14 protein-coding genes and 1 pseudogene are annotated in these 17,001 nt (G+C 66.8%); 8 read left to right on the top strand and 7 right to left on the bottom strand.

Annotated features, from left to right (window positions below):
* Window position 1: 1 nt before the first annotated feature.
* Genes PKB_RS04340 through PKB_RS04325 form a run of 4 tightly spaced genes read left to right on the top strand, consistent with a single transcriptional unit; the run spans window position 2 to window position 5,709 of the window.
* On the top strand, window positions 2–751 hold the full coding sequence (locus PKB_RS04340; RefSeq protein ID WP_043249309.1) for a PilW family protein: 750 nt from the start codon (window positions 2–4) through the stop codon (window positions 749–751).
* Entirely contained in the window at window positions 748–1,326 is a 579-nt protein-coding gene (locus tag PKB_RS28705; RefSeq protein ID WP_052355175.1) for a pilus assembly PilX family protein, read from the top strand. The genes PKB_RS04340 and PKB_RS28705 overlap by 4 nt, the downstream gene beginning before the upstream one ends.
* Window positions 1,327–1,336: 10 nt before the next feature.
* The gene (locus PKB_RS04330) at window positions 1,337–5,275 is read left to right on the top strand and encodes a pilus assembly protein (protein WP_052355174.1); all 3,939 of its coding nucleotides are present in this window, start codon (window positions 1,337–1,339) and stop codon (window positions 5,273–5,275) included.
* Window positions 5,272–5,709, top strand: a complete 438-nt coding sequence (locus tag PKB_RS04325) for a type IV pilin protein (RefSeq protein ID WP_043249307.1) — start codon at window positions 5,272–5,274, stop codon at window positions 5,707–5,709. Before PKB_RS04330 ends, PKB_RS04325 begins: the two co-directional genes overlap by 4 nt.
* A 3-nt stretch (window positions 5,710–5,712) precedes the next feature.
* Here PKB_RS04325 and PKB_RS04320 read toward each other — a convergent pair whose 3' ends face one another.
* The 3 genes from PKB_RS04320 to PKB_RS04310 all read right to left on the bottom strand — a co-directional run bounded on the left by PKB_RS04320 (window position 5,713) and on the right by PKB_RS04310 (window position 9,183).
* A complete protein-coding gene (locus PKB_RS04320; RefSeq protein ID WP_043249305.1) occupies window positions 5,713–7,083 on the bottom strand; it encodes a spinster family MFS transporter in 1,371 nt (456 codons plus the stop codon).
* A gap of 137 nt (window positions 7,084–7,220) precedes the next feature.
* Complete coding sequence (gene hemH, locus PKB_RS04315) at window positions 7,221–8,246, bottom strand: ferrochelatase (protein WP_043249302.1); 1,026 nt, start codon at window positions 8,244–8,246, stop codon at window positions 7,221–7,223.
* A 34-nt stretch (window positions 8,247–8,280) separates the two neighbouring features.
* Window positions 8,281–9,183, bottom strand: coding sequence for a TIGR01777 family oxidoreductase (locus tag PKB_RS04310; RefSeq protein ID WP_043249300.1), 903 nt, complete (start codon window positions 9,181–9,183; stop codon window positions 8,281–8,283).
* Window positions 9,184–9,450: 267 nt separating this feature from the next.
* Here PKB_RS04310 and PKB_RS04305 point away from each other — a divergent pair, with 267 nt between their 5' ends.
* From PKB_RS04305 to phrB, 4 genes and pseudogenes are all read left to right on the top strand, one after another.
* On the top strand, window positions 9,451–10,434 hold the full coding sequence (locus PKB_RS04305) for an NAD(P)/FAD-dependent oxidoreductase (RefSeq protein ID WP_043249297.1): 984 nt from the start codon (window positions 9,451–9,453) through the stop codon (window positions 10,432–10,434).
* Between the two features lie 104 nt (window positions 10,435–10,538).
* On the top strand, window positions 10,539–11,495 hold the full coding sequence (locus PKB_RS04300; RefSeq protein ID WP_043249294.1) for a YbgA family protein: 957 nt from the start codon (window positions 10,539–10,541) through the stop codon (window positions 11,493–11,495).
* Complete coding sequence (locus PKB_RS04295; RefSeq protein ID WP_043249290.1) at window positions 11,485–12,435, top strand: MerR family transcriptional regulator; 951 nt, start codon at window positions 11,485–11,487, stop codon at window positions 12,433–12,435. The genes PKB_RS04300 and PKB_RS04295 overlap by 11 nt, the downstream gene beginning before the upstream one ends.
* Window positions 12,432–13,858, top strand: a pseudogene (gene phrB, locus PKB_RS04290) (deoxyribodipyrimidine photo-lyase). The gene PKB_RS04295 and the pseudogene phrB overlap by 4 nt, the downstream one beginning before the upstream one ends.
* 122 nt (window positions 13,859–13,980) lie before the next feature.
* On the opposite strand, the gene PKB_RS04285 reads toward phrB, so the two are convergent.
* The 4 genes from PKB_RS04285 to prmC all read right to left on the bottom strand — a co-directional run bounded on the left by PKB_RS04285 (window position 13,981) and on the right by prmC (window position 16,996).
* Entirely contained in the window at window positions 13,981–14,502 is a 522-nt protein-coding gene (locus PKB_RS04285) for an acyloxyacyl hydrolase (RefSeq protein ID WP_043249288.1), read from the bottom strand.
* Between the two features lie 127 nt (window positions 14,503–14,629).
* A complete protein-coding gene (gene murI, locus PKB_RS04280; RefSeq protein WP_043249287.1) occupies window positions 14,630–15,424 on the bottom strand; it encodes a glutamate racemase in 795 nt (264 codons plus the stop codon).
* Window positions 15,417–16,172 (bottom strand): molybdopterin-synthase adenylyltransferase MoeB, encoded by a 756-nt coding sequence (locus PKB_RS04275; protein ID WP_043249286.1) that lies wholly within the window; start codon window positions 16,170–16,172, stop codon window positions 15,417–15,419. The genes murI and PKB_RS04275 overlap by 8 nt, the downstream gene beginning before the upstream one ends.
* Complete coding sequence (prmC, locus tag PKB_RS04270; RefSeq protein WP_043249285.1) at window positions 16,166–16,996, bottom strand: peptide chain release factor N(5)-glutamine methyltransferase; 831 nt, start codon at window positions 16,994–16,996, stop codon at window positions 16,166–16,168. Before prmC ends, PKB_RS04275 begins: the two co-directional genes overlap by 7 nt.
* Between the last annotated feature and the right edge of the window lie 5 nt (window positions 16,997–17,001).

Below are 17,001 nucleotides of genomic sequence, written 5' to 3'. Positions count from 1 at the left end.
CATGTCCACCCATGTATCCCCGGGGCGCCAGTCCGGCCTGTCCCTGATCGAACTGATGGTCGCCCTGGCCATCGGCAGCCTGCTGATCCTCGGCGCGACGCAGCTGTACATCAACAACAAGGCCCACTTCCAGTTTCAGCAGGGTCAGCTGAGCAACCAGGAAAACGCGCGCTACGCCCTGCTGCTGCTGGACCAGCAACTGGCCCGAACCGGCTATCGCTACCTGCCGCAGGACTCCCTGGAAAGCGCCTTCCCGGCCCTGGGCAGCAGCAACGGCTGCCCAGCCTTCAGTGCCGGGCAGACCTTCCAGTTGACCAGCGACGGCAATGGCATCTGCATCCGTTACCAGGGCGCGAGCGACGAGACCGCCCAGTCCTCGAGCGGCAACCAGTACGACTGCCTGGGCAAGTTCGTGTCGCGCGGCACCAGCATTCTCACCCGCATCAGCTACGTCGCCGGCAGCACGCCGAGCAGCGGCACCCTGACCTGCAAGGCGCAGGACGGCACCGAGCAGACCCTGATCAGCGGCGTGGCCGGTTTCGTCTTCTCCACCCTCCCGTCGACCAACGCCAGCAGCCTGTCCGTTGGCTATGCCGCCTTGCTCGCCAGCGGAGCCGTCACCCGCGGCGGCATGAGCAGCGATATCGCCAGCCGCTGGAAAACCATCAGCGGCAAGACCCTGAGCGAAGACACCGCCTACGCCTACCAGATCGCCCAGGGCAGCGTGATGCTGAGGAACCTGATGCCATGATTCGAAGCCACAGTCCCCGCACACAAACCGGAGCCACCCTGGTCATCGCCCTGGTGATGCTGCTACTCGGCACCCTGATCGCCCTCGGCAGCATGCGCAGCACCACCACCGAAACCCGTCTGATCGGCAACCTCGGCGAACAGCAACACGCCCGCGCGGCAGCCGAGTCGGCGTTGCGCGAAGGCGAGCGCCGGCTGGCCGCGCAGACCAGCCTGGACCAGGGCTCCGACTCCTGCACCGCTAGCGTCGCCAACCACGCCAACCTGTGCATCCTGGCCAGCGACAAGTACGACACCAACACCACGGCCGGAACCTCCTGGTGGAGCAGCGACGCCACTTCTATCGCCTACCTGGGCATGGACGGCAGCACTACCTTCACCACCGTGCCGCGCTGGAACGCTGCCTACATCGCCTTCGATCCCGCCGACTCCGGCGGAAACGTCGAGATCACCGATCCCGACGAGCGCTCCCAGGGGCGCGGACCGCACTACTACCGGGTGAGCGCAGCCGCCCAGGCCGACGGCAAGCGCCTCACCAGCGTGCTGCAGACCGTCACCATTCGCCGTTACTACTGAGGAGCCCGACGTGAATCGACGCCTCGCCCTGCCCTGGCTGCCGCCCCTGCTCGGCGGCCTCCTGCTCGCTGTGGCCAACCCGACCGACGCCGCCACTCTCACTCTTAGCCAGCAGCCGTTGTTCCTCACAGAAGGCGTGGCGCCGAACATCATGGTGACCCTCGACAACTCGAACAGCATGCGCTGGTCCTTCGCCCCGGACGGGCTGAACCCGGCCACGGGCTCGACCTTCAACGGCTATACGGCAGACCAGGTGCGCACCAGCCGACGCGCCAAGTCGTCCACGTTCAACCCGCTGTACTACAACCCGAACGTCACCTATCAGGCACCGTACAGCGTCACCTACAGCAACGGCAGCATGACCTACACCCCGCTGACGACCAGCTTCACCGCCGCATACGTCAACGGTTTCAAAACCAGCAAGGGCAGCCTCGACCTCAGTTCGGCATACATGGTCAGCTGGGAATACGACACCGCCCGCGCGACCACCGACAGCACCTACTGGACCTATACCGGCTACACCTCATACAGCGGAACGGGCAAGGTCTACTACCTGGCAGCCAACCCTTCGGCGGACTTCGGTTCGAGCACTACGAGCAGCAGCAGCACCGGCACTAGCACTGTGACCAGCAACGTCAGCTACAGCACCAGCGCCAGCAGTTGCCCTGCCAATATCAGCAGCACTAGCAGCACGTCGTCGACCAGCAGTACCAGCAATGGAGTGACCACCACGACGAGCACCACCACGACCACGAGCTACTCGAACATCAAGTGCACATCGTCCGGCAACGGCAACAACAAGAAGTACACGGTCACCGTCACCACCACTTCCACACCGGTTACCACCACCACCGTCAAGACCAGCGACCGCACAACCACTGCCGTGCCGGCGTACTACTACGTCTATGACTCGAGCCTGAGTGGATGTACGGCCAGTACCAACGACGACAACTGCTACAAGCTGGTGAACGTTTCCTCCACCTCAAGCCCCAGCGGCGGTGACGAACGGCAGAACTTCGCCAACTGGTACAGCTTCTATCGCAACCGCGAGCTGGCCACCCAGTCCGGCGCCAACATCGCCTTCGCCTCGCTGCCGGATAACGCCCGCCTGAGCTGGCAGGCACTGGGCACCAGCGACACCTGCATCACCAGCAGCACCTACACCTCCAGCTACAACTGCCGGGGTTTGAGCAACACCAGCACCACCTATTACGACAACCGCCTGGGGACCTTCTCCGGCACCCACCGGGCACAGTTCTTCGAGTGGCTGGGCGACATCTACTTCAACCAGGGAACCCCGCTGCTCGCGGCAGTCGACCGCGTCGGCGCGCTGCTGAGCCTGACCGGCAAGTACAGCCCCTATGCCTATTCCATCGGCTCCAGCGAAACCCCGCTGTACAGCTGCCGCGCCAGCTACGGCATCACCCTGACCGACGGCATCTGGAACACCGCCGGCAGCCATGGCGAATACGACAACGCCACCCAGACCTTGCCCGACGGGCAGTCCTACACGCCACGCGCGCCCTACAAGGACAGCACCTCCAACACCCTGGCCGACCTGGCGTTCAAGTACTGGGCGACCGACGCCCAACCGAACATCGCCAACGAGGTGCCGGCCTATGTCGCCGAAAGCAACAGCAACGCCACCACCCAGTACTGGAACCCGAAGAACGACCCGGCGACCTGGCAGCACATGGTCAGCTACTTCGTCGGCCTCGGCCTGACCACCAGCCTGACCAACCCGGCCTGGGGTGGCGACACCTACTCCGGCGACTACGACAAGCTCGTTGCCGGCACCCTGAACTGGCCGGCAGCGAGCTCCGGCAGCGCCAACAATGTCTACGACCTGTGGCATGCCGCGATCGATTCGCGTGGCGAGTTCTTCAGCGTCGACTCGCCCGGCGAACTGGTAGAAGCCCTGCAGAACGTCGTCAACCGCATCTCGCAACGCGAAGACTCCGGCGCCAGCCCGGCCTTGACCAGCTCGCCCCTGCTCGACTCGGATAGCAGCACCACTGACAGCGCGCTCTACAGCTACACGCCGAAGTTCAACAGCGCCGACTGGAGCGGCGACCTGATCAAGTACCAGCAGGACACCACCGCCGGCACCCAGACCCAGGTGTGGAGCGCCAAGGATGAGCTCGACGCCATTTACGGCAGCGGAAATAGCGCCTACTCCACCCGCGTGGTGAATATGGCCAGCAGCGGCAGCACCACCGGGCTCAAGGACTTCACCTGGAGCAACCTGAGCAGCGCCCAGCAGACCACGCTGAACAAGACCTACGCGGGAGTCATCGACAGCAATGGCGAGAAGCGCGTCGCCTTCCTGCGCGGCGATCGCAGCAACGAGGGCAGCCTGTTCCGCACGCGCAGCAGCGTGCTCGGCGACATCATCGACTCCTCGCCGGTACTGGTGGGCGCGCCCAACCGCCTGTCTTCGCTGATGAACGCCACGCTCGGCAGCACGGACACTTCCTACACGACCTTCAAGGACACCTGGAGCGCACGCGCGACGCGGATCTACGTCGGCGCCAACGACGGCATGCTGCACGCCTTCGACGGCGACGGTAAGGAAGTCTTCGCCTACGTGCCCAGCGCGGTGGTCAGCAACCTCTACAAGCTCAGCGACAGCAGCTACACGAGCAAGACGCACCAGTACTACGTGGACGGCTCGCCAGTGACCGCCGACGTTTACTTCAGCGGCGCCTGGCACACCGTCCTGGTCGGCACCCTGCGTGGCGGCGGACGGGCACTGTTCGCGCTGGACATCACCGACCCGGCGAACATCAAGCTGCTCTGGGAGAAGAGCTACAGCGACAGCGACTACAGCGAGCTGGGCTACACCTACTCGCGCCCGACCATCAGCCTGCTGCACAACGGCACCTGGGCGGTGATCCTCGGCAACGGCTACAACGGCGCCAACGACAAGGCCGTGCTCTACCTGATGGACGTCAAGGACGGCAGCCTGATCAAGGCGCTCACCGCCAGCGACGGCACGACCACCGCCAATGGCCTGGCGACGCCGCGCGCCGCCGACATCAACGGCGACCTGGTCACCGACTACGTCTACGCCGGCGACCTTCACGGCAACCTCTGGCGCTTCGACCTGATCGGCGCGGGCAGCCTGACGGCTAGCACCACCGCCGGCAGCTTCAAGGTCTCCTTCGGCGGCACGCCGCTGTACACCGCGACCACCGCGTCCGGCCAGGTGCAGCCGATAACCACTGCGCCCTACCTGGTCAAGCACAGCTCCGGCACCGGCTACCTCGTGGAGTTCGGCACCGGCAAGTACATCGAGTCCGACGACGCCGACCCGAACACCACCAAGGCCATGAGCCTGTACGGCATCTGGGATCGGCAGACCGCCGGCGAAAGCACCAGCAGCACGCCGACGCTCAGCCGCAGCAAGCTGCAGCAGCAGACCATCAGCACCAGCGAAGTGACTGCCTCGTTCGACAACAACGGCACGGCGGTCACCCAGACGGTGCGAACGGTCAGCGACAACGATGTCACCTGGTACGACAGCAGCGGCAACGTCTCGAAGTACGGCTGGTACCTCGACCTGCCGAGCACCGGCGAGATGGTGGTCAACAATCCCTACGTCACCGCCGGCGTGCTGCTCACCAGCACCCTCACGCCCAACGAAGACCCCTGCGCGGACGGCGTCACCACCTGGCTCATGACGCTCGATCCGTATACCGGCGGGGCCACCGACTTCACCACGCTGGACCTGAACAAGGACGGCGTGGTGGACGACAGCGACCTCTACAACAGCAGTGTCGTCTCCGGCATCCAGATGAACGGCCTGAAAGGCGGCTTCACCCTCAGCAACACCAGCTCGACCAGCAGCGACGTCAACGTCTGCGGCAGCAACGGCTGCGTGGACGTGGCCACCAGCAGCGCGGCATCCGGTCGGCGCAACTGGCTGAACATCAAGGAACAGGAATGAACGAGCAAAGACGCGAGGGTGGCTTCACCCTGCTGGAAGTGATGGTGGTCACGGTGATCGTGGCGATCCTGGCCGCCATCGCCTATCCGAGCTACGTGGAATACGTGCTGCGCGGCAAGCGCGCGGAAGGCCAGGCCCTGCTCAACCAGGCCGCCGCCCAGGAAGAGCGCTGGTACGCACTCAACCCGAGCTCCGGCTATGTCACCGATCAGTCCGCCGTGGCCAACCTGAACCTCACCGGCACCAACGGCAGCACGGTCACCTCGCCAACCGGGCTCTACACCCTCGCGGTCAGCAGCAGCGGAAGCGATGGCGGCTACAGCCTCGCCGCCAATCCAACCTTCACCGATGAAAAGTGCACTCAGCTCACCCTGACCGCCACAGGCGAAAAAGGCAGCAGCGGCACCGGCAGCGTCAGCGACTGCTGGCGCTGAGGCTCACGCCGGCTGCCGTTGCAGCGCGTCGCCGTCTTGCCCGGCCTCGCGCTGCAGGCTCCAGCTCTTCAGGTGCTCCAGGCTCTGGCGATAGGGCTTCAGGCCCTTGGCGAGGAACACCACGCCCGCCAGCAGGGCCACGCTGGTGACGATCAGCAGCGAGTAGCGCAGGGCCATGTCGTCGTGGAAGACGAAGTCGGTGACCAGCGCCACCGCGGTCGGGCCGACGCCCAGGCCGAACAGGGTGACCACGAACAGGTAGATGGCCGAGGCCTGGCCGCGCATCGAGTTGGGCATGATCTCCTGGATCGCCGCCGGGGCCACGCCGAACGGCATGCTCAGGCAGAACACCGTGGGCGCCAGCAAGGCGGCGGCCAGGTTGGCGTTGTCCAGCAGCGGGTAGATCAGCGACAGCGGCAGCACCAGGCAGGCAGCCAGCAGGCCGACCCGCATGTTCGCGTCGCTGCGCCCGCGCTTGGCCCAGCGGTCGGCCAGGCGGCCGCCGAAGACGATGCCCAGGCAGCCGAACACTGCAACGATGCTGCCGTACACCACTCCGACGTGCCCGGCGTCCCAGCCGTAGGTGCGGACGAAGAAGGTCGGCACCCAGGCACCGCTGCCGTAGCTGGCGAAGGAGATGCAGGCGAAGCCGAAGTTGTGGCAGATCACCGTGCGACGGTTGGCCCGCAGGTAGGCGCCGACTTCGCGCATCGGCACCTCGACCCCGGCCCCAACGCCACGCCGCTGGGGCTCCTTCACTGCCAGCATGAGCAGGGTGAAGAGCGCACCGGCGGCGCCGAGCACCAGGAAGATCAATTGCCAGGGACGCACGTCGCCAAGCACCGGCAGGTGCAGGTCGCCCTGCGCCGAGGCGAACTTGATCACCAGGCCGCCGAGCAGGAAGGCCAGCCCGGAGCCGAGATAGATGCCCATCGAGTAGACGCTGATGGCCGTGGCGCGGCGCTGCGCGGGGAAGCTGTCGGCGATCAGCGAATAGGCCGCCGGCGACAAGGCCGCCTCGCCCACGCCGACGCCGACACGGAACGCCAGGAACTGCCAGTACTGCCGGGCCAGGCCGCAGGCCGCGGTCATGGCGCTCCACACCAGTACGCCGAAGGTGATCAGGCCGCGCCGGCTACGGCTGTCGGCCATGCGCCCGAGCGGGATGCCGCAGAGCGTATAGAAGAGCGCGAAGGACAAGCCCATCAGCAGGCTCATCTGCGTGTCGCTGATCGCCAGGTCGCGGCGAATCGGCCCGACCAGCAGGTTGAGGATCTGCCGGTCGATGAACGACAGGACGTAGGCGATCATCAGGATCGCCACCGTGGACCAGGCCACGGCGCTGGAGGGGTAGCCATTATTGTTGTTGTGCATGCCGGACTCCTGATTCGCCGCCAGCGCGGCGCGAGCGATGGGGAGAGGGTCCAGCTTAGGCAAGGGATGCGGACGGGCGCGCTCACTATCAGGTAGGTGAATGCGCGCGGCGCCCTCCGGCTAATGAGCGACCGGTCTCAGAGCGGCTCGGGCAGGCGCTCGCAGAGGCGGCCCAGGGCGATGGCCCAGGCCTGCTGGTCGTTCAGGCAGGGGATCAGCACCAGTTCCTCGCCGCCAGCGGCGATGAACTGTTCGCGGCCGCGCTGGCCGATTTCCTCCAACGTCTCGATGCAGTCGGCGACGAACGCCGGGCACATCACCAGCAGGCGCTTCACACCCTGCTTAGCCAACGCTTCCAACTGCGCCTCGGTATAGGGCTCGATCCACTTGGCCTTGCCCAGGCGCGACTGGAAGGACACCGACCAGCGTCCTTTTTCCAGCCCGGCCTTCTCGGCGAAGATTTCCGCGGTGCGCAGGCACTGGCTGCGGTAGCACAGCGCCAGGACTTCCGGGCGCATGTTGCGGCTGCTGGTGGCAGTGAGGTCGTGGCTGGGGTCGCCCACCAGCTTGCGGATGTGCCGCTCTGGCAGGCCGTGGAAGCTCAGCAGCAGGTGGTCGTAGGGCTGCTCCAGATAAGGCCGTACGCTGGTCAGCAAAGCCTGCTGGTACTCCGGCTCGGCGTAGAACGGCGGCAGGACCTGCAAGTACATGCCGTGCAGGTTGAGCGTCTGGATCAGCCGGCGCGCTTCCTCGATGGCCGTGGTGGTGGTGCTGTCGGCGAACTGCGGATAGAGCGGTGCGAAGGTCACCTGGCGCACGCCCTGGGCATAGAGGTCGAGCAACGCGTTCTCGATCGACGGCTGCCCGTAGCGCATCGCCAGCGCCACCGGTCCGTGGGTCCAGTGCTTGCGCATCACCTGCTGCAGCCGGCGGCTGAGCACCACCAGCGGCGAGCCCTCGTCCCACCAGATCGACGAATAGGCGTGCGCCGACTCTTCCGGGCGCTTGCGCAGGATCAGGGACACCAGCAGGCGGCGCAGCGGCCAGGGCAGGTCGACCACGTAGGGGTCCATGAGGAACTGGTCGAGATAGCGACGCACGTCCTCCACCCGTGTCGAGGCCGGCGAGCCCAGGTTGACCAACAGCAGCGCATTCAGGGTCATGCAAGGTCCTTAATCGAGGAGTCGAGGCGGCCGCTCAGCGTTGTCCGAGGACATCGGCGAGGGCCGCCGGCAGATCGTTGTAACGGAACACGAAGCCGGCTTCCAGCAGGCGTTTTGGCGCAACCCGCTGGCCCCCCAGCAACAACAGCGAAAGCTCGCCCAGCGCAAGGCGCAAGACGAACCCCGGCACCGCCATGAAGGTCGGCCGGTGCAGGGCCTGGCCCAGCGCCCGGGTGAAGTCGCGGTTGCGCACCGGTTGCGGCGCGCACGCATTATACGGACCGCTGGCCTGGCTCTGGTGCAGGAGAAAATCGATCAGCCCGAGCATGTCCTCGATATGCACCCAGGACATCCACTGCCGACCGCTGCCCAACTGGCCGCCCAAGCCCAGACGGAACGCCGGCAGCATGCGCTTGAGGAAGCCACCCTCCGGCGCCAGCACCAAGCCGGTGCGCAGGCGCACCACGCGAATGCCGAGCGCTTCGGCTTCCACCGCGATCTGCTCCCAGGCGAGGCACAGTTCGCTGGCGAAGTCCTCGCCGGCCGCCGAGCTGAATTCGTCCAGCGGACGCTCCCCCGCATCGCCATACCAGCCCACCGCCGAGCCGCTGATCAGCAGCTCCGGGCGCTGGGTGCGGCCTTCCAGCCACTCGACCAGACGCTCGGTCAGGCGCACCCGGCTGTCCCACAGCAGAGCCTTGCGCCGTGGCGTCCAGGGACGGTCGGCGATGGGCTCGCCGGCCAGGTTGACGACGACGTCCAGCGGCTCGTCGCCGTAGGCCTCGAAGCTGGCGATGCCGCGCACCGCTTCGCCGCACAACGAGCCGACCCGCTCGGGATGCCGGCTGAGCACCGTCAGCCGATGGCCGGCGGCGCTCCACGGGCGGCACAGGCGGCGGCCGATCAGGCCGGTACCGCCGGTCAAGAGGATATGCATGGCCCACTCCTTTCCATCAGGACAATCCCTACCATCAGTCTGGACGAGGGAACGACGCTTGCATTGGAACACCTGCCGGACAGTGCCGAGGGTCTACGCTGTAAGAGCCGGAAAGGGCGCCGCACTTCTCGACGGGAGGGCCGAATGTGCGGTGCGCTGATTGCCGGCAGCGAACCGAGTGGCAAGCGGTGCAATTATACAAACAAAACCGATTGTACAAGATTGTTCGACTCGCTAACCTGAATTCAACAACCCACGAGGCATGTCATGAGCGCCCCCATCGCCATCATCGGCACCGGCATCGCCGGACTGTCCGCCGCCCACGCCCTGCTCGACGCCGGACAGGAAGTCCGGCTGTTCGACAAAGGTCACGGCAGCGGCGGCCGCATGGCCAGCAAGCGCAGCGAGGCCGGTGACCTCGACCTCGGCGCGCAGTACTTCACCGCCCGCGATCGACGCTTCCTCGACGCCATCCAGAAATGGCGCGACGCCGGCTGGGTCGAGGAATGGGACCCGGCGCTCTACCAGTACCGCGACGGCGCGCTGAGTCCTTCGCCCGACGAGCAGCCGCGCTGGGTCGGCACGCCGCGCATGAGCGCCATCACCCGCGCACTGCTGCACGACCTGCCAGTGACCTTCTCCTGCCGCATCACTGAAGTTTTCCGTGGAGAACAGCACTGGCAACTGCAGGATTCCGAGGGGCAGAACCACGGCCCGTTCAGCCATGTCCTGATCGCCACGCCAGCGCCCCAGGCTGCGGCCCTGCTGTCCAGCGCGCCGAAGCTCGCCGCCGCCGCTGCGAGCATCGCCATGGAACCGACCTGGGCCGTCGCCCTGGGGTTCGCCGAACAGCTGCAGACGCCGGTGCAAGGCTGCTTCATCCAGGAAGGTCCGCTCACCTGGATGGCCAGCAACCGCTGCAAACCCGGGCGCAGCGAGCACATGGACACCTGGGTGCTGCACGCCAGCAGCAGCTGGAGCCGGCAGAACATCGACAAGCCCAAGGAAGAAGTGATCGAACACCTCTACGGTGCCTTCGCCGAGATGATCGGCTGCGCGGTGCCGGCGCCGGTGTTCGCCCTGGCGCACCGCTGGCTGTATGCCCGGCCGCTGGAACCACGGCAACTCGGCGCCTTGAACGATGCCGACCTGGGCATCTACGCCTGCGGCGACTGGTGTCTTTCCGGACGCGTCGAAGGCGCCTGGCTGAGCGGACTGGAAGCCGCCCGCCGCCTGCTCGAACACATCTGACCCACCGCCCAAACCTTGTACAAGGCATTGCTCTTGTACAAGGTTATGCCTATCCTGAACGCAATAGCTGTACAAGATCCATCACGCGTACAGGATTCGCCGCCATGCATCCTCCCAGCCGCCCCCGCCTTGGCATCAGCGCCTGCCTGCTGGGCAGTACCGTGCGCTACAACGGCGGACACAAGCGCTCGTCGCTCTGCCTCGATGTACTGAGCCAGCATTTCGACTTCGTCCCGCTCTGCCCGGAAATGGCCATCGGCCTGGGCGTGCCGCGCCAGCCGATCCGCTTGGTCGGCGAGCCAGCGGCACCGCGCGCGGTGAACAGCCGGGACGATGCGCAGGATCACAGCCACGCCCTGCGCAGCTATGGCGCGGAGCAGGCAGCCCATCTCGACGACCTCGGCGGCTACATCTTCATGCAGCAGTCGCCCTCCTGCGGCCTGCACCGCGTGCGCCTCTATGACGACAAAGGACAATACCGTCCCCCCGGAGCCCGTGGCCTGTATGCCGAAGCATTCTGCGCGGCGCGCCCGGAGCTGCCGGTCGAAGAGGAAGGCCGGCTGCATGATGCGCAGCTGCGCGAGAATTTCCTCACCCGCGTGTTCGCCCACCTGGAATGGCTGGCGCTGCTGCGCGACGGACTGACACGCAAGGGCATCCTCGACTTCCACGCCCGCTACAAGTACCAGCTGCTCGCCCATCACCCGCGCCAGTACGCCGAGCTCGGCCACTGGCTGGCGCAGATCGGCGCCCACGACCCGGCTGAATTCGGCCCGCGCTATTACCTCGCGTTCAGCCAGGCCATGAGCCGCTGCGCTTCCCGCGGCAGCCACGCCAACGTACTGCAGCACCTGGCCGGCTACCTGAAGGCCGTGCTGACCCACGAAGACAAGTTCGAGCTGCTCGGCGTGATCGAGCAGTACCGCCTGGGGGTGGTGCCGCTGGTAGTCCCGCTTACCCTGCTCAAACACCATTTCCGCCTGCATCCGCATCCCTACATCGCACGGCAGGCCTATCTGAAACCTCATCCCGAAGCACTGGGGCTGCGCAATGCAATCTGAAGAACACGAACCCGCCACCGCGGACTACCGGCAAGCGCTCGCGGAAGGATGGCTGCCGATTCGCGAGGTGGCGAAGCTCACCGGCGTCAACCCTGTGACCCTGCGCGCCTGGGAGCGCCGCTATGGCCTGCTGGTGCCCCGGCGAACCGCCAAGGGCCACCGGCTGTACTCCAGCGAACAGGTCGAGCGCGTGCGCCAGGCACTGACCTGGCTGGAGCGCGGCGTGGCGGTGAGCAAGGTTCGCGCGCTGCTCGACGACGCTGCACCCGCCGCGCTGCCCGAAGACAACTCGCCCTGGGGCGAACTGCTGCGGCACTGCCTGGAGGCGGTCATCCAGGTCGACGAACGCCGCCTGGACGAACTCTTCAACAGCGCCCTGGCGATCTACCCGGTACAGACCCTCTGCGAGCGATTGATGCTGCCGCTGCAGCAGCAACTCGCGCAGCGCTGGCAGGGGCAGTTCGGCAGCACGCTGGAGAACCTGTTCTATCACTCCTGGCTACGCAGCAAGCTGGGCAGCCGGCTGTATCACTACAACCGCCAGCAGCACGGCGCGCCCTTGCTGCTCATCAACCAGTCCGCACACCCGCTGGAAACCGGCCACTGGCTCTGCGCCTGGCTGGCCAGCAGCGCCGGCTGCCCCGTGCGGGTGCTCGACGGCCCGCTGCCGATCGGCGAACTCACCCTGGCGGAAGAGCGACTGCTGCCCCGCGCGCTGCTGCTCTACTCCGACCAGTCGCTGCCGCCGGCGCAGCTCAACCGCCTGCTCGCGGACAAACGCTGCCCGGTGATCCTCGCCGGCGCAGCGGTAACCATCCACTTCAATGAACTCGCCGACCTGCGCAGCAACGGCCAGGCCGAACTGCACCTGGCCGAGGACCCGCTTCAAGCACGCAGCCTGCTGCAAGACCTCGGCCTGCTGCACGGAGGCCCGGCATGAAGCGCCAACTGGTGTGGCTGCGCTGCGACCTGCGCAGCCAAGACAACAGCGCCCTGTACGCCGCCGCCGAACAGGGACCGGTGATCGCCCTCTACCTGCTCAGCCCGGAACAATGGCGCGCCCACGACGACTCGCCGACCAAGGTCGACTTCTGGCTGCGCAACTTGCGCGTGCTGCAGAAGGACCTGGCGCGCCTGAACATCCCACTGCTGCTGCGCAGCGCGCCGGACTGGAGCCATGCGCCCCGGGCGCTGCTGGATGTCTGCCGCGAGCACGACATCGGCACCGTGCGGGTCAACGAGGAATACGGCATCCACGAGAGCCGCCGCGACCAGGCGGTGCGCGACGCCCTGGCCGAAGCCGGTATCGGTTTCCACAGTCACCTGGATCAACTGCTGTTCGCCCCCGGCACCCTGCTGACCCGCTCCGGTGGCTACTTCCAGGTGTTCAGCCAGTTCCGCAAGCTTTGCTACCAGCGCCTGGCCACCGCCCTGCCCGGCTGCCTGCCGGCGCCGCGCGCACAGGAACCACTGGGCGTTCCGAGTGATCCTCTGCCGCAGAGCCTGGCAGGCTTCGAGCCCACTGCCGCGCAGGCAGCCGAGTGCTGCCTGCCGGTGAAAACGAAGCACTGGCGCGTCTTGAGGCCTTCGCCGAAGACGAGCTCAAGCGTTACCAGGAAGTCCGCGACCGTCCGGACCTGGACGGCACCAGCCGCCTCTCGCCCTACCTCGCCGCCGGTGTGCTGTCGCCCCGCCAATGCCTGCACGCCGCGCTGGCGAACAACCTGGGCGAGTTCGAAACCGGCAACGCTGGCGCCGTGTCCTGGATCAACGAGCTGCTCTGGCGCGAGTTCTACAAGCACATCCTGGTCGGATTCCCGCGCGTCAGCCGCGGCCGCGCATTCCGCGTCGACACCGAAGCCCTGCCCTGGCGCAAGGCGGCAGCGGACCTGGAAGCCTGGCAGCAGGGGCGCACCGGCTTCCCTATCATCGACGCCGCCATGCGCCAGCTCCTGGAAACCGGCTGGATGCACAACCGCCTGCGCATGCTCAGCGCCATGTTCCTCAGCAAGAACCTGCTGCTCGACTGGCGCGAAGGCGAGCGCTGGTTCATGCGCCATCTGATCGACGGCGACCTGGCGGCGAACAACGGTGGCTGGCAGTGGAGCGCCTCCACCGGCACCGATGCGGCACCGTACTTCCGCCTGTTCAACCCGATTGCGCAGTCGCGTCGCTTCGACCCGCACGGTCGCTTCCTGCGCCAATGGCTGCCGGAACTGGCGCACCTGGACGACGACGCCATCCACGAGCCCTCCAGCCTCGGCCTGTTCGCCGCTGTCGACTATCCGGCACCGATGCTCGACCTGGGCGCCAGCCGCGAACGAGTGCTGCGCGCCTTCCGCGAACTCCCCAAGAGCGAATGACACGCTGCCTTTTGTAGGAGCGGCCCATAGCCGCGATCCGCGCGCAAGGCTCGTTCCTACAGGGGGACAGCGGAAACAAAAAAGCCGGCCAATTGGGCCGGCCTTCTTCTGAGGGATCGGCCTTACAGCGGGAAGCTATAGAACAGGCTATAGGACTCGATGCCTTCGTTAGGCTGCGACAGCCCGGCGTTGGAATAGTGGATGGCGCGCACGCCGACCTTCTGCTCGCCGGCGAACTTCACGCCGAAGCCCAGGCGGTCCTCGAAGGCGAAGGAGCTGCCCAGGTCATGGTCACCGACCTGGTGACCGGTGAACCCGGCCACACCGATGCCCGCTTCGATGAAGGGCTGCACCGAGCCGCCGCTGAACTGATAGACGAAGACCGGGGCGAAAGACAGCGAATGACGGGCCCCCGCCAAGGAGCCGGCGGCCCAGTAGGTATAGCCGGCATCCCAGTATCCAGTCAGGTGGCCAGTGCCGCTGTCCCACCAGGTCTTGTCCCAGTCGAAGCCAACCCCCAGGCGCAGGGTCGGATCGCCCTGCCCGGTGCCCCCGGCTGCCACTGTCAGATCTGCGGCTTGTGCAACGGCAGTTGCACCCCCAACCAGTGCGGCCAAAAGGGCCAGCGAGAGCAGTTTCTTCATCAGATAAATCCTTATGGAATCGTTGAATGAAAAATCCCCGCGAATAGCCAAAGATTATAAGAGCGATCGTCGGACTTTTCTTACGAAATGTCAGCAAAATGCTATCGGCGCGTATGCGCCCCGATACTCAATCCATGAAAGGACTGACGGGCGCCTCGGAGCCCCAAAGGATCGGCAGCACCTTGCGCAATTGCTCCACGTCGCCACTGGTCCAGAATCGCGTGGCGGCGGCCGGCTCGCAGGCTTCCAGTCCACGCGCAGCCAGCGAGGCTTGCAGGTGACGAGCCACGGCGGCGCCGGTGTCGATCAGGGTCACGTCCGGCGGCAGCATCTGGCCGAGCAGCGGACGCAGGAAGGGGTAATGCGTGCAGCCGAGGATCAGCGTGTCGCAGCCCTCGGCCAGCAAGGGCGCGACGAACCCCTGCAGCAGTTCGCGGGTCTGCGGGCCGCTCAGGTCGCCGGCCTCGATGCGCTCGACCAGCCCCGGGCAGGGCTGGGTGACCACGCGCACATCGCTGGCGAAGCGGTCGAGCAGAGCGGCGAAACGCGCGCTCTTCAGCGTGCCGGTGGTCGCCAGCACGCCGACCACGCCACTGCGGGTGGCGGCAGCCGCTGGCTTCACCGCCGGCTCCATGGCCAGGATCGGCAACTGTGGGTAGAGCTCGCGCAGGTCGCCGGCCGCCGCGGCGGTGGCGGTGTTGCAGGCCAGCACCAGGGCCTTGCAGTCCTGAGCGATGAGGAAATCGGCGATGCGCCGGCAGCGCTCGCGGATGTACTCGGGAGTCTTCTCGCCGTAAGGCACGTGGCCGCAGTCGGCGAGGTAGATCAGCGATTCGCTGGGCAGGCGCGCGCGGATTTCGCGCAGCACCGAAAGGCCGCCGACGCCGGAGTCGAAAACCCCGATCGGCCGCGAGTCAGGCATGCCGCCCGCCGCACACGGGGCATTGCGGATCGCGCTTGACGCGCAGCTCGCGGAAGCGCGTGCCCAGCGCATCGATCAGCAGCAGGCGGCCCACCAGCGGCTCGCCGAAACCGGCCAGCAGCTTCAGCGCCTCCAGGGCCTGGAGGCTACCGACCAGGCCCACCAACGGCCCGACCACGCCCGCTTCGCTGCAGGTCAGCTCGGCTTCGCTGCCATGGCCGTAGAGGCAGTGGTAGCAGGGACTGTCTTCGCGGCGCGGGTCGAACACCGAGAGCTGGCCTTCGAGACGAATGGCCGCGCCGCTCACCAGCGGTTTGCCGGCGGCCACGCAGGCAGCGTTGACCGCCTCGCGGGTGGAGAAGTTGTCGCAGCAGTCCAGCACCAGGTCGACCTGCGCCAGCACCGCGGCGAGGCTGTCCTCGTCGAGCGCCTGGCGATGGGCGACGAGCTTCACCTGCGGATTGATCGCCTGCAGGCGGGTGATGGCCGAGTCGACCTTGCTGCGGCCGACCTGGGTGCTGTCGTGCACCACCTGGCGCTGCAGGTTGGTCAGGTCGACGCTGTCGAAGTCCGCCAGGTGCAGCTCGCCAACGCCGGCAGCGGCGAGGTACAGCGCCACCGGCGAGCCCAGACCGCCGAGACCGACGATGAGCACGCGCGCCTGCTGCAGGCGCAGCTGGCCGTCGATGTCGATCTGCGGCAGGAGGATCTGACGGCTGTAACGCAGCAGCTCTTCGTCGTTCAGCATGGCAGGCGTCCCAGGGTGATGCGTTCGTGGCCGCCGAGGTCGCGACGACTCTCGACCTCGACGAAACCATTCTGGACCAGCAGGTCGCGTACCGCTGCCGCCTGGTCGTAGCCGTGTTCGAGCAACAGCCAGCCGCCGGCATCCAGATGCTGCGGTGCCTGCCGGGCGATCAGGCGGATGTCGTCGAGGCCATCGGCGCCCGCGACCAACGCGCTCTTCGGCTCGAAGCGCACGTCGCCCTCGCCCAGGTGCGGATCGCTGCTGGGGATGTACGGCGGGTTGCTGACGATCAGTGCGAAGCGCTCGCCTTCGACGGCGGAGAACCAGTGGCTCTGGCGGAAGGCGACGTTGCTCAGGCGCAGGCGTTCGCGGTTGCGCTCGGCCAGCACCACGGCCTCGGGAATGCGGTCTACGCCCAGCACCTGCCAGCTCAGGCGCTCGCAGGCCAGGGCCAGGGCGATGGCACCGGTGCCGGTGCCGAGGTCGAGCACCCGGGCCGGGCTAGCCGGTACCAGGGCCAGCGCGCTTTCCACCAGCAGCTCGGTGCCCGGGCGGGGAATCAGGGTGTGCGGCGCGACTTCCAGGTCCAGGCTCCAGAAGCCCTGGCGACCGAGAATGTAGGCCACCGGCTCACCGGCGCGACGACGTTCCAGCCAGCGATCGAAACGCTCGTGCGCTTCGCTGTCGACCAGCCGCTCCGGCCAGGTACGCAGGAAGCTGCGGTTCTTGCCCATGGCGGCGGCGAGCAGCAGCTCGGCGTCCAGGCGCGCGCTCGGCGAATCCGGCAGCTGCGCCTCGGCAAGCAGGGTCATGATGGTAGCCATGGCGC

This window comes from Pseudomonas knackmussii B13, assembly GCF_000689415.1.
GTDB lineage: Bacteria > Pseudomonadota > Gammaproteobacteria > Pseudomonadales > Pseudomonadaceae > Pseudomonas > Pseudomonas knackmussii.
This window is presented reverse-complemented; position numbering and strand designations above follow the sequence as displayed.